The organism is Dietzia cercidiphylli, assembly GCF_039531545.1.
In the GTDB taxonomy this organism is placed as follows: Bacteria; Actinomycetota; Actinomycetes; order Mycobacteriales; family Mycobacteriaceae; genus Dietzia; species Dietzia natronolimnaea.
The window spans coordinates 155,633-167,902 of sequence record NZ_BAAAQG010000013.1; the positions used below are offsets into that span (position 1 = coordinate 155,633).

Below are 12,270 nucleotides of genomic sequence, written 5' to 3' on the forward strand. Positions count from 1 at the left end.
GACCGACGAACACCGATCCGACCCCTGGAGGACATCTGTGACCCCCCGCATCCTGTACAAGAGGCTCGCGTTCGCGGAGGTGATCACGTGGACGCTGCTGATCCTGGGCATGGTCGGCAAGTACGGGTTCGGTCTCGACTGGGCCACCACGGTCGGTGGCAGCATCCACGGTTTCGTGTTCCTGTGCTACACCGTGGCGACGATCGCGGTCTGGACGGACAAGCGCTGGTCGGCGGGGACCGGCCTGATGGGCCTGGCGTCCGCGGTCATCCCCTACGCCACCGTGCCGTTCGAGAGGTCCGTCGAGCGCCGCGGGCTGCTCGAGGGACACTGGCGGCTCGGGCCCGGAGGCGAACAGTCGCGCACCCTCGCCGAGCGCACGCTGGCCTTCGCGCTCCGGTCCCCGGTCGTCGCACTGGTGGTGACCCTCATCGTGGTGGCCGTGGTCTTCTCGCTCCTCCTGGTGGCGGGCAAGCCCACCGAGTGGTTCTCGTGACCCTGGCCCGTGAGCCGGGACGCCGGGAGCTGAACAAGGCGGACAAACAACGCCGGATACTGGCCGCCGCCCGCGACCTGTTCTTCCGCAACGGGTACTCGTCGGTCACCACCCAGGAGGTGGCCGATCAGGCGGAGGTCGGCACCGGGACACTGTTCAGGTACGCCCAGTCGAAGGGCGAGCTCCTGTGCATGGTGGCCAACGAGGAGTTCCGCGCCATGGTCGAGACCGTCCCGGATACCGGGGACCCCGTCGAGGATCTGGTCACACTGTGCGACCCCCTGTTCTCCGCCCTCGAGAACCAGCCGGAGAACATCGTCGCCTACCACCGCGAGACGGTCTTCGGGGAACCCGGCCCGCACCGGGCGGAGGCGCAGCGCATCCTCGGGGAACTCCGGGGCATCATCGGACTCGTGCTCGCCCGGCACTCCCCGCGGGCACCGGAGGCGGAGGACCTCGACGGTCCCGCCCAGACCGTCTTCGACGTCCTGTACATGAGCATCGTCCGTTCGGGGATCGACCGGTCGCCCGGTCGCGACCACCGAGCCGACCTCCGCGAGCACGTCGATCGTGTCCTGCACGGAGTGCTGGCACGTCGGGTGTCCTCCGACAGCGCGTACTGACGGCGCCGTCCGGCCACCCCGACGAACCGTCCTCCACCGCGCCGGGTGAGACTTGTCCGCATGACCGAAGGCAACGACCCCACCGCCCGCCCGATCAAGGACGCGTCCACCGTGATGGTGATGCGGGACTCCGATCGCGGACCCGAGGTGTTCGTCGCACGCCGCGTCCGCGGGATGGCGTTCGCCGGCGGCATGACGGTGTTCCCGGGCGGGGGCGTGGACGCCTCGGACGACGATCCGGATGTCGCCTGGTCCGGCCCCGCGCCCGCGTGGTGGGCCGAGCGGTTCGACTGCGACGTGCCTCGAGCGCGCCGGTTGGTGTGCGCGGCGGCGCGGGAGACCTTCGAGGAATGTGGCGTCCTCCTCGCCGACCACATCGACGGCTCCCCGGTCGCGGACGCCGGCCGGTACCACTCGAGCCGCGAGGAGCTCGAGAGCCACCGGCTGACCTTCAGCGCGTTCCTCGCCGACGAGGATCTCTCACTCGCGGCGGGCAGACTCCGCCCCTACGACCACTGGATCACGCCCTCGGTGGAATCGCGGAGGTACGACACGAGGTTCTTCCTCGCCGCGCTACCGGAGGGACAGGAACCGGATGACCTCACGACCGAGGTCGACCTGACCATGTGGGCCCGCCCCGTCGACCTCCTCGAGGACTTCCGTGCCGGCCGGTCCATGCTCCTCCCCCCGACGTGGACCCAACTCCGCGTCCTCGCCGGGTTCCCCGACGTCGCGGCAGCACTGGACTCCGAGCGCAGGATCGTTCCCGTCCAGCCGGAGGTCGTCGAGCACCGTGGCGGGGTGCGCGTGCGCTTCGACGGTTCGGACGAGTACTGGTCCGACTACCAGGCGGGCCGGCCGGAGGCGGGGAGCTGATCACTCCCACCGGACATCCCGAAGTACCGACGTGCTCGGCTGTGCGGTGGTTGACTGCCACTCATGCGGGATTTCGAGTTCGACGTGGACGCGTCGATCGCTGCCGGGTGGAACCGCTTCGCGACCCGCCTGGCCGGACTACTGCGTGACCTCGTCCCGGGAGCCACGTTCGACCTGGCCGTTCCCGTCCTCGGGTCGCCGTCCACCCGCACCCCGTACGTGCGTTTCACCGCCACCGGCGGCGGCAGCGTCCACGCGGAGGTCTCCGGCGGCGGGTCCGAGGATTCGCCGGAGCCGCTGGGGCCCGTCCGGCTCGAACAACTCATGGCCCTCGGTTGGGCGCTCCGGCGCCCGACCGACCAGGGTGCGCCGGGGGCGGACCTCACGTTCCCGGTAAACCGTGCACCCGAGGTGGCGCACCTGGTCGCCGGCACGATGGAGCGCGTCTTCGGGATCCCCCACCCGGTATTCCTCCATGACGTGTCCGATCCGGAGGACGCGACCGGGGCCGGTTCGGGTGAACCCGTGTCGGCGGACGCCGACTTCCGGTCGCAGCCCATCGCGACCCCGGACGAGGCGACCAGAGCACTACAGTCGGCTCTGTCGGAGGTCTACGAGCGTCGGGTCACACCCGACGAGCATGACGTGTTCACCGTTCCCGCCGGGTGTGTCCTGCTGTTCGTCCGTGCGCACCGCTCGCTCCCCCTCGTCGTGTTCCGGAGCCCACTCGTGTCCTCCGTGGAGGATCCCGCGGCCGCGGAGACCGAGGTCGCGATCCTCAACCGGGACTCGCTGTGGTGCAGGTACGTGTTCGACGGCCAGACGATCTCCGCCGAGGCGGAGTTCGTCGACCGGGTGTTCGTCCCGGTCAACTTCAAGATCCAGTTGGCCGAGATCTCCGCCGAACTCGACGACGTCTACTCGGATCTCGCGCACCGGGTCGCGGGCAGACGATGGCGTGACCTGCGCGCCTCTGATGACCACCGTCCCGGTGAGCAGTAGGATCTGAGACCGTGCCGGGACGGGCCCGGTGTGAGAACTCGCCCCAGGAGCGCCTACATGCGTCGCGCCGTCCTCGCTGCAGTGATCGTGACCGCGGCCGTCTCCACGTCGGGTTGTTCACCGGCCTCCCTGTTCGGCGATGACGACTCCGCGGGCGTCCCCGTCCCGACCGCCCAGCAGTCCGGACCCCTGCCCTCGTCGCAGCAGTTCGACAGGCCGTTCCCCGTGGCCGGAGAATCGTGGGACGCCACCGTGACCCTGTCCGACCTCCGCATCGTGCCCTCGACCACGTACTCGGACGCGGTCGTGGTGGTGGACGTCCGCGCGGTGCAGGCGTCCGGTCAGCCGGAACTGGGCCCGGAGGACTTCTCGGCCTTCGACCCGTCGGGGCGGCCGTTCGAGCGGATCGAGAACCCCGCGGGGACGGTCGAGGACCCCCTCGTACCCTCGGTCCTGAGCTTCCCCGGCGAGGAGATCCGGGGGATGGTCGCCTGGACGATGCCCAGAGGGAACCGTATCGGGCGCATCGACGTGACCGCCCCGAGGACGATCGGTTCGGTCACCGTGACCCGCCAGCCGGAAGACCCGACCGCCACCTAGGGCTCAGGACGATCCCGTGCCCTCGAGATACGTCCATCGACCACCTCTGCGCTCGAACGCCGATCGCTCGCGCATGACACCGGGGCCCTCGGGCCCGACATACCGGGCCTCGAACTCCACCGTCCCGGTCCGGTCGGCGGGGCCACCGGCAACCACGTCGAGGATCGCGAGGCCGGTCCACTCGACGTCACCTGCCTCCACCCGGGCCGGCCGCGTCCGCGGGCTCCAGGTGCGCCAGAGGTGGTCCTCCCGACCCAGAACGAAGGCCGTGTACCGCGATCTCATCAGTTGCTCCGCGGTCTCGGCCGGGACACCATCCTCGACGAGCGGTCCGCAGCAGCGATCGAACGGGCGCCGGCTCCCACAGGGACATGCGTTCACGTCGCCCTCCTCCGTCCACCCGCATCCGCGATCAGGCTACCCACACGACGACCGGTTATCCTCAAGCCCAGAGATGTCCAGCTTCCGTGCACTGCCCTTCCGGCCCCGGCGACAGCCCGATCCCGACGGCGTCCCCCTACGGGTCCGCTCGTGCCGCGACCTGTGCGAGTGGACGAGAACCCCGGTGGAACGGCGCGGGGAGCCCATGTTCGCGTGTCGGGGGTGCGGATCCCAGTGGGTCCCGAGCGAGCACTGGACCCCGCGGGACAGCAACGGGGCGGTCCCCCCGGAGGTGTTGGAGATCGTCGCCGCCGAGCCATGACCTCGCCGGCTGACCTCTAGGCTGAGACGATGACCACACCCCCTCGATTCCCCGGTCCCGCCGTGAGTTCCGCGACGATCGACGCCGTCCTGAGACGTTCGGCGGCCCGGTTCCCGGACCGCGTGGCACTCACCTTCGCCGAACGCCGGTGGACCTACGCGGCGCTGGACTCCGCGGTCGACCGGGTGGCCACGACCCTCGCCGGTCAGGGCCTCGAGGACGGCGCCCGGGTTGCCGGCTACGGGGTCAACTCCGATGCCTATCTCATCGGCTTCCTCGCCACCTCCCGCGCCGGGTTCACGCACGTGCCCGTCAACTACGCCCTGACCGGCGGCGAACTCGAGTACCTGTTGACCGACTCGGGGGCGTCCCTGGTCCTGGTGGACCCGGCACAGGCCGCCACGTTGTCGGACGTACTCGAGACCATGCCGGGGCTGCGCTCCCTGCCTCTGCTGCCCCGTGAGGGGGAGACCGCGGACGGCACCGTACTGGGCTCGGCGACGGGTGACTCCCCGTGCACCCCGGTGGAGTCCCCCGCCACCGGTGACGATCTGGCGCAACTCCTCTACACCTCGGGGACGACCTCACGCCCCAAGGGCGCGATGATGACCCATTCGGCGCTCGTCCACGAGTACGTGAGTTGCATTCTCGCCCTGGACCTGGCCGCGGACGACGAGCCGCTGGTGACCATGCCGCTCTACCACTCGGCCGCGATGCACGTGTTCGCGCTCCCCTACCTCTCGCTGGGGGCGACGGTGCACCTCATGGCCGCCCCGGACATCACGGAGATCCTCCGCCGGGTCGAGGTCGACAGGATCGGTTCACTCTTCCTCGCCCCGACGGTCTGGGTGCCGTTGGCCTCCCATCCGGGCCTGGAGTCCCGGGACCTGTCGAGTCTGCGCAAGGCCCAGTACGGCGCCTCGATCATGCCGGTGACGGTGCTCCAGAGACTGCGGGGGAAGTACCCCGACCTCGGGTTCTACAACTGCTTCGGACAGTCGGAGATCGGCCCTCTGGCCAGTGTCCTGCGCCCCGAGGAGCACGACGCCCGTCCGGCGAGCGCGGGCCGACCGGTGTTCTTCGTGGACGCCCGCGTCGTCGACGAGTCGGGCGCCGAGGTCGCGGACGGCGAGCGGGGCGAGATCGTCTACCGGTCTCCGCAGTTGTGCACGGGCTACTGGAACAAGCCCGACGCCACCGCCGAGGCGTTCCGCGACGGGTGGTTCCACTCCGGCGATCTGGTGGTGCGTGACCCGGAGGGGTTCATCGAGGTCGTCGACCGCATCAAGGACGTCATCAACACCGGTGGTGTCCTGGTGGCGTCCCGGGAGGTCGAGGACGCGGTCTATCAGGATGAGCGCGTGGCGGAGGTGGCCGTGATCGGCACACCGGACGACAAGTGGATCGAGGCCGTCACCGCGATCGTGGTCCTCAGGGACGACGTCCACGCCACCGAATCCGAGATCATCGACGGCACCCGCGCCCATCTCGCGCCGTTCAAGGTGCCGAAGCGGGTCGTCTTCGTGGACGAGCTGCCCCGGAACCAGTCGGGCAAGCTCCTCAAGCGGGAACTGCGCCAGACCTGACGCCGGGACCTCGGCAACCCACCGGGGTCGCCGGCGTCAGCCGATCCGGGCCAGGACCTCCGCGGCCACCTCCTCGGGCGCTTGTTCCGGGAGCCAATGCCCCATGCCGGACAGCGGAACGAAACGGTACTCCCCCGTCACCCGGGAGGCGGTGGCCTCGGCGCCTGCACGCGCGATCGCGAGGTCGTCCTCACCCCACAGATAGGTCGTGGGAACCGACACGTCCGGCAGGTCGTACCGCCGCATCGCGCGGTACCAGTTGAGCGCTCCCGTCAGCCCCGCCCGCGTGCCGACCACCTCGAGGTGCTTGGCGATGAGCTCGTCAGACACGTGCTCGTCGAACATCGCCCGCAGACGTCGGGCTCCGTCCTCGAGCAGGACGTCCTCGGCTTTCCCCTCCTGGCGGAAGAGGGCGAAGTAGGCCGATCGGGCCTGCTGGTCCGGGTCGGACTGCAGAGCCCACGCAAAGGCCGACAGGTGGGGGACGGACACCACCGTCAGGCTCGACACCCGCCCGGGGTTGTGGGCGGCGAGCCACCATGCGACCGATGCCCCCCAGTCGTGGCCGAGCACGTGCACCGTCTCCAGACCGAGATGGTCGACGATCGCCAGGGCGTCCGCGCTCAGGTGCTCGATCGCATAGGCCCCGACGTCGTCCGGGCGTGCACCGGCCGAGTACCCCCGCTGGGCCGGAGCGACGACCCTGAGTCCCTGCTGCGTCAGCACCCCGGCGACCGCCTCCCACTCCCACGGGGATTCCGGGAAGCCGTGCAACGCCAACACGGTCCCGCGCTCGGGCCCGGTGGTACGCCAGTCCAGTACGTCGAGGGTGCCGACCGGGATCTCGACGGTCATGCTCTGCGGTTCCATGGAGCGGACACTATCCTCTCCGGTGGTTCACCGCGGGCGGCCGCCGGGTGGACTCTCCGCAGACGACCCCGTCGGCGCGACCATCGAGCGCCGGTCATGCCAGTCGCGCACCAACCACATCTCGACCACGAGCGGGTCGACAGCGGCCTCGTCCGCCCACGCGGAGATCACATCCAGATACCGCTGATACCGGCGCGGTGTCATCCGACCGAGCGAGTCGATCTCGGTCCATCCCGCGTGGACCAGCGTGGCGACCCCGGCCGAATCGACGGGAACGATGCTCTGCTCCGACCACGCCATGCCCAGGGACGACAGATAGAGCGAGGCGAGCGGGAAACCGAGATCGGGCACCCCCCTGCCGGCCCTGCCGTACGGCGCCCCGTTGCGCAGTAGATTCATGGCCTCCGCCGGGGCGTCCAACCAGTCCGCCACCTCGTGCAGGACCAGGGGATACCCGTGAGGAGACACCGAGCGCCACGCCGGGCGGTCCCGCTCCGGCACACGGAAGTCCGGTAATCCCCTGCGGACGCCCGATCGCTGCGGATGCCCGGCAAGCCAGGCCGCACACATGTAGAGCGCGACCACGGACTCCTCCAGGCTGCCGCGCGCCCTTCGGCCCGCTGCCCAGAGGTCACTCCTGCGGAGGTATCCGTTCCCGGACTCGACCCGGCCGCCGTCCGGGCCGCCGGCGACCAGTCGCAGGTCGACTCCTCGCTCCGCAAGCCTGAGGTTCCACAGGTCGAGGTCGATCTCCACGTACTCGTCCGCCACCAGCAGTGCCGGAGGCTGGGCGCGACACCACGTCAGGCACGAAGAGGGGAGGTCTGGAACGGGACGGGAACCGGTCGTCGTCATGCTCCGCAGGTTGTCACGCGGGTACGACAACACCGGCCCCCGCCGCCTCAGTGCTCGGCGAACGCCTCCAGCGGAGGGCAGGAACACACCAGGTTGCGGTCGCCGTACGCGCCGTCGATCCGCCGCACCGCAGGCCAGACCTTGGGGCGCCACACCGACCCCAGCGGGTAGCCCGCCAGGCTGCGCGGGTAGGCGTGCTCCCACTCGTCGGCGGAGACGCTCTCGGCGGTGTGGGGCGCCCCGCGCAGCGGATTGTCCTCCACGGTCCACTCCCCTGAGGCGACCCGGTCGATCTCGGCGCGGATCGCGGCCATCGCGTCACAGAACGCGTCCAGCTCGGCCAGGTCCTCGCTCTCGGTGGGCTCCACCATGAGCGTGTTGGGCACCGGGAAGCTCATCGTGGGCGCGTGGAAGCCGTAGTCCGCCAGCCTCTTGGCCACGTCGTCGATCGAGATGCCGACCGAGTCGATGAGCGGCCGGAGGTCGAGGATGCACTCGTGCGCCACCCACCCGCCGTCCCCGGAGTACAGCACCGGGAAGTCCGGCCCGATCCGCCGGGCCAGGTAGTTGGCACTCGCGATCGCCGTGAGGGTGGCGCGCCGCAGCCCGTCCGCACCCATCATGCGGACGTAGGCCCACGTGATGGGGAGGATCGAGGCGGATCCGAAGGCCGCGGCCGAGACCACCGCGCCCGAACCGAGACCCTCCTCGTACGGGTGGCCCGGCAGGAACTCACGCAGGTGCTCGGCCACCGCGACCGGGCCGACCCCGGGACCGCCACCACCGTGCGGGATGCAGAAGGTCTTGTGCAGGTTGAGGTGGCTCACGTCGCCACCGAACCGCCCCGGACGGGCGACCCCCACGAGCGCGTTGAGGTTGGCCCCGTCGATGTAGACCTGGCCGCCGGCGTCGTGGACGATCGCGCAGATCTCCTCGATGTCGTGCTCGTACACCCCGTGGGTCGAGGGGTAGGTGATCATGATCGCCGACAGTTCGGCCGCGTGTCGGCCGACCTTCTCGCGGAGATCGTCGACGTCCACGTCACCGTTGGGTCGACATCCGACGACGACGACCTTCATCCCCGCCATCACCGCGGACGCGGCGTTGGTCCCGTGTGCCGAGGACGGGATGAGGCACACCCTGCGATCCTCGTCGCCGCGGGAGCGGTGGTACTGCCGGATCGCCAGCAGGCCCGCGTACTCTCCCTGGCTGCCCGCGTTGGGCTGCAGGCTCACCGCGGAGTAGCCGGTGATGTCGACGAGCCACTGCTCGACGTCGGCCACGAGCCGGCGGATCCCGCGGGTCTGCTCGACCGGCGCGAAGGGGTGGAGTCCGGCGAACTCCGGCCACGTGATGGGCTCCATCTCCGTGGTCGCGTTGAGCTTCATGGTGCAGGAGCCCAGCGGGATCATGGTGCGGTCCAACGCCAGGTCCTTGTCCGCCAGGGCGCGGAGATAGCGCAGCATCGCGGTCTCGGTCCGGTACCTGACGAACGCCTCGTGCTGGAGGAAGCGCGAGGTCCGGTCGCCGTAGGCGGGATCGACGAGGATCTCCAGCTGTCCGGCGTCCGCGATGTCGGCGACGTCACCGCCGAACGCCTCGAGGACGAGCGCGAGGTGGTCCCCGGTGGTGGCCTCGTCGCAGGAGACGGACACGTGGTCGTCGTCGACCCTCCACAGGTTCACCCCCCGCTCGGCGGCGGCGGCGAGCACCTCGGAGGCGCGGCCGGGCACCCTGGCCAGGACGGTGTCGAAGAAGTCGGCGTGGACGACCTGGACACCCGCGGCGACGAGGCCGTCGGCCAGGACCGCGGCATGGGAATGCACGCGCCGGGCGATCGCCGCCAGGCCCTCCGCTCCGTGGTACGAGGCGTACATCGCGGCGACCACCGCGAGCAGGACCTGAGCGGTGCAGATGTTGGACGTGGCCTTGTCGCGGCGGATGTGCTGCTCGCGGGTCTGCAGCGCCAGCCGGTAGGCCGGCCGACCGTCGGCGTCCGTCGACACGCCCACGAGGCGGCCCGGGAGGTTACGGGCGTGGGCGGTGCGACAGGAGAGGAAGCCGGCGTGGGGGCCACCGAAGCCCATCGGGACACCGAAGCGCTGGGACGAGCCGAAGCAGGCGTCCGCACCCTTGTCCCCGGCCGGGGTGAGGACGGTCGCGGCGAGCAGGTCGACGCCCGCCGCCACGAGGACTCCCCGGTCGTGGCACTGGTCGATCAGCCCGGCGACGTCGGCGACGCGGCCCGAGGCACCCGGCGTCTGCACGAGTGCTCCGAAGAAGTCGCCCTCCGGCAACCCGTCGTCGATCAGGTTCGCGGTGACGATCTCGATACCCAGCGGCTCGGCGCGGGTGGCGAGGATGGCGGCGGTCTGTCCGAAGACGTCCGTGTCGACCGCGAAGCGGGGGCTCTTCGAGGACCGGTTGGCCCTGCGGAGCATCGTCATGGCCTCGGCGGCCGCGGTCCCCTCGTCCAGCATCGAGGCGCCCGCCATGTCCATGCCGGTGAGGTCGGCGACCATGGTCTGGAAGTTGAGGAGAGCCTCGAGTCGGCCCTGGCTGATCTCCGGCTGGTAGGGCGTGTACCCCGTGTACCAGGCGGGGCTCTCGACGACGTTGCGGCGGATCACGGCCGGGGTGAGCGTGTCGTAGTATCCCTGCCCGATCATGGAGACCGAGACCTCGTTCTGGTCGGCGAGCACGCGCAGCGCCGCGAGCGTGTCGGCCTCCGACAGGGGCTCGGGCAACGCGTCGATGCCGGCTGCCCGGCCGTCGGGACCCACCTCGTCGAGGATGACCGACGGGAACGCGCGCTCGGCGAGCTCGTCGAGCGAGTCCACTCCGATGGTCCGCAGGATGTGGGCCAGGCCGTCGGCGTCGGGTCCCAGATGGCGGGCGACGAACTCGCCTCCGGTCCGGGCGGTGTGCGGGGTCGTCGTCACAGGTGCTCCTCGAAGGGCGGGGCCGCCCGGACGGGCGGCCTGCGGGCCGGTGCTACCCTCTCCGCTCTGTCCCCAACCGGCTGACGCCGGCGCCTGAGAGATTCACGGGGCCCGCCTGCGGGCCGCGCTTTCCCCGTGGGCGGGTGGTCTGTTCCACCGCTCTCCAGAGGCGTTCGACGACTACACGGTCCGGGTGCCTGAGAGATTCTCGGAGAGGAGTTGCTCCTTCGGCGCCCGCGGTGGATACCGCGGGACTCTCCCGTGAGTCGCGTGAACGCACCGCCGAGTCTAGACGACTCCCTCGATCAGCCCGTACGCCGCGAGGCGCGGGCGCGCCGACGGGCCGCCAACTCGTCCTCGAGGGGCTCGATGACGTCCTCGGGCGACACGGTCTCGGCGGGGAACTCGGAGATCGACCCCGCGAGCTCCCGCATCGCACCACCGATCCCGATACCGAAGACTCCCTGACCACCCTGGAGGAGGTCGAAGACCTCCTCCTTCGAGGTGCACTCGAACACCGTGCGACCGTCGGAGAAGAGGGTGATGGTGGCCAGGTCCTTCACTCCCCGGGACCGGATCTGGTCCACGGCCTTCCGGATGTTCTGCAGCGAGATCCCGGTGTCCAGCAGTTGCTTGACGATCTTGAGGACGAGGATGTCCTTGAACGAGTACAGGCGCTGGCTGCCGGACCCGGCGGCGTTGCGGATCGACGGCACCACCAGATCGGTCCGGGCCCAGTAGTCGAGTTGCCGGTAGGTGATGCCGGCGATCTGGCAGGCGATCGGCACGCGGTATCCACTCGTGCCGTCCGGGATGCCGTCGTCGGGGAACAGTCCCGGTTGCACCTCGTCGAACGTGGCCTGGGTGGCCTCGACGTCGCCTCCGAAGAGACCCTCCGTGTGCGTACCGGTGGAGGACGACTCCGGATCCCGGGTGTGGTCGGCCACGATTGCTCCCTCAAGCTGTGGGGTGCCGCCGCTGTCGCGGGGACACGGTGCCGGACTCTGTCGAGTCCGGATCCTCGAACGCGTGAACACCATCGGTGTAGTTCACTGGGAGCAACGCTAGGCCCGTGAGGGTCCGCGATCAATAGGACACGCGGTAAACCTCAACCTCAAGTTGAACTTGAGACCTGGCCGCGACCTGCGCACTGGTGCTGGAGTGACTCCTGTGGAGGCGGAAATACCTGGTCGCAGCGCTCAGGGCGTGGGGCCGCCGGGCTCCTGCGGCGCGTCTCCGCCGCCGAGGAAGTCGTCCGGGCTCACCTGGTCGAGGAACTCGCGGAACGCCTCCACCTCCTCCTCGCCCTGCTCCACCAGCGAGATCCCGACCTCGTCGAGAACCTCACGGCTGACCAGGACCGGGGACGAGGTCCTCAGTGCGACGGCGACGGCGTCCGACGGTCGGGCGGAGATCCGCGTGCCCTCGAAGACGAGCTCCGCGATGAACGTCCCCTCGGACACCCCCACGATCTCGACCTGCTCGAGTGGGTGGGCGAAGGTCTCGAGGAGCGTCGCCACGAGATCGTGGGTCAGCGGCCTCCCCGGCTGCACGCCCTGCTGTCGGAGACTGATCGCGGCGGCCTCGGACGCCCCGATCCAGATCGGGACGTACCGCCCACCGTCCTTCTCGTGCAGGATCAGTACTGGTGCGTACTCCGGCTCCTCGAAACGGATGCCGACGACGCTCACCTCTCGCATGTTCTTTCCCATGTCCT

Annotated in this window: 12 protein-coding genes, 1 pseudogene and 1 riboswitch; of the genes and pseudogenes, 6 read left to right on the top strand and 7 right to left on the bottom strand. The window is 70.1% G+C overall.

The features are described from left to right. Positions 1-37: 37 nt before the first annotated feature. The 5 genes from ABD250_RS13805 to ABD250_RS13825 all read left to right on the top strand — a co-directional run bounded on the left by ABD250_RS13805 (position 38) and on the right by ABD250_RS13825 (position 3,597). The gene (locus ABD250_RS13805) at positions 38-496 is read left to right on the top strand and encodes a DUF3817 domain-containing protein (RefSeq protein ID WP_182657918.1); all 459 of its coding nucleotides are present in this window, start codon (positions 38-40) and stop codon (positions 494-496) included. Then, positions 493-1,119, top strand: a complete 627-nt coding sequence (locus tag ABD250_RS13810) for a TetR family transcriptional regulator (protein WP_182657917.1) — start codon at positions 493-495, stop codon at positions 1,117-1,119. Before ABD250_RS13805 ends, ABD250_RS13810 begins: the two co-directional genes overlap by 4 nt. Positions 1,120-1,179: 60 nt before the next feature. Continuing rightward, positions 1,180-1,995, top strand: a complete 816-nt coding sequence (locus ABD250_RS13815) for an NUDIX hydrolase (protein ID WP_182657916.1) — start codon at positions 1,180-1,182, stop codon at positions 1,993-1,995. 63 nt (positions 1,996-2,058) lie between these two features. Continuing rightward, positions 2,059-2,997 (top strand): TY-Chap domain-containing protein, encoded by a 939-nt coding sequence (locus ABD250_RS13820; protein ID WP_182616407.1) that lies wholly within the window; start codon positions 2,059-2,061, stop codon positions 2,995-2,997. Between the two features lie 57 nt (positions 2,998-3,054). Further along, complete coding sequence (locus ABD250_RS13825; protein ID WP_095719006.1) at positions 3,055-3,597, top strand: hypothetical protein; 543 nt, start codon at positions 3,055-3,057, stop codon at positions 3,595-3,597. 3 nt (positions 3,598-3,600) lie between these two features. Here the strand turns inward: ABD250_RS13825 and ABD250_RS13830 are convergent, their stop codons facing one another. Then, a complete protein-coding gene (locus tag ABD250_RS13830) occupies positions 3,601-3,885 on the bottom strand; it encodes a YchJ family protein (RefSeq protein ID WP_277815223.1) in 285 nt (94 codons plus the stop codon). 39 nt (positions 3,886-3,924) lie between these two features. Next, positions 3,925-3,978, bottom strand: a pseudogene (locus ABD250_RS13835) (SEC-C metal-binding domain-containing protein); the annotation flags it as partial. Between the two features lie 351 nt (positions 3,979-4,329). On the opposite strand from ABD250_RS13835, the gene ABD250_RS13840 reads away from it, so the two are divergent. Continuing rightward, positions 4,330-5,886 carry a fatty acyl-CoA synthetase gene (locus ABD250_RS13840; protein WP_182657915.1) on the top strand — a complete coding sequence of 519 codons (1,557 nt, stop codon included), beginning with the start codon at positions 4,330-4,332 and terminating at the stop codon, positions 5,884-5,886. Positions 5,887-5,922: 36 nt separating this feature from the next. Here the strand turns inward: ABD250_RS13840 and ABD250_RS13845 are convergent, their stop codons facing one another. The 5 genes from ABD250_RS13845 to ABD250_RS13865 form a co-directional block, all read right to left on the bottom strand. Continuing rightward, on the bottom strand, positions 5,923-6,756 hold the full coding sequence (locus tag ABD250_RS13845) for an alpha/beta fold hydrolase (protein ID WP_182657914.1): 834 nt from the start codon (positions 6,754-6,756) through the stop codon (positions 5,923-5,925). A 27-nt stretch (positions 6,757-6,783) separates the two neighbouring features. Then, entirely contained in the window at positions 6,784-7,611 is an 828-nt protein-coding gene (locus tag ABD250_RS13850; protein WP_182657913.1) for an 8-oxoguanine DNA glycosylase OGG fold protein, read from the bottom strand. Positions 7,612-7,658: 47 nt separating this feature from the next. Continuing rightward, positions 7,659-10,553: an aminomethyl-transferring glycine dehydrogenase gene (gene gcvP / locus ABD250_RS13855; RefSeq protein ID WP_182657912.1), complete on the bottom strand. Its 2,895-nt coding sequence runs from the start codon at positions 10,551-10,553 to the stop codon at positions 7,659-7,661. Positions 10,554-10,728: 175 nt separating this feature from the next. Then, a riboswitch (glycine riboswitch) is annotated at positions 10,729-10,825 on the bottom strand. Positions 10,826-10,858: 33 nt separating this feature from the next. Next, a complete protein-coding gene (locus ABD250_RS13860) occupies positions 10,859-11,500 on the bottom strand; it encodes a MerR family transcriptional regulator (protein ID WP_182657911.1) in 642 nt (213 codons plus the stop codon). Positions 11,501-11,752: 252 nt separating this feature from the next. Next, positions 11,753-12,253 (bottom strand): bifunctional nuclease family protein, encoded by a 501-nt coding sequence (locus tag ABD250_RS13865; RefSeq protein ID WP_182657922.1) that lies wholly within the window; start codon positions 12,251-12,253, stop codon positions 11,753-11,755. Between the last annotated feature and the right edge of the window lie 17 nt (positions 12,254-12,270).

Excerpts from the sequence above, each read along its gene's own strand:
- ABD250_RS13845 (WP_182657914.1), bottom strand. The coding sequence starts at position 6,756 with ATGGAACCGCAGAGCATGACCGTCGAGATCCCGGTCGGCACCCTCGAC.
- ABD250_RS13815 (WP_182657916.1), top strand. The coding sequence starts at position 1,180 with ATGACCGAAGGCAACGACCCCACCGCCCGCCCGATCAAGGACGCGTCC.
- ABD250_RS13820 (WP_182616407.1), top strand. The coding sequence starts at position 2,059 with ATGCGGGATTTCGAGTTCGACGTGGACGCGTCGATCGCTGCCGGGTGG.
- ABD250_RS13865 (WP_182657922.1), bottom strand. The coding sequence starts at position 12,253 with ATGCGAGAGGTGAGCGTCGTCGGCATCCGTTTCGAGGAGCCGGAGTAC.
- ABD250_RS13825 (WP_095719006.1), top strand. The coding sequence starts at position 3,055 with ATGCGTCGCGCCGTCCTCGCTGCAGTGATCGTGACCGCGGCCGTCTCC.
- ABD250_RS13840 (WP_182657915.1), top strand. The coding sequence starts at position 4,330 with ATGACCACACCCCCTCGATTCCCCGGTCCCGCCGTGAGTTCCGCGACG.
- ABD250_RS13850 (WP_182657913.1), bottom strand. The coding sequence starts at position 7,611 with ATGACGACGACCGGTTCCCGTCCCGTTCCAGACCTCCCCTCTTCGTGC.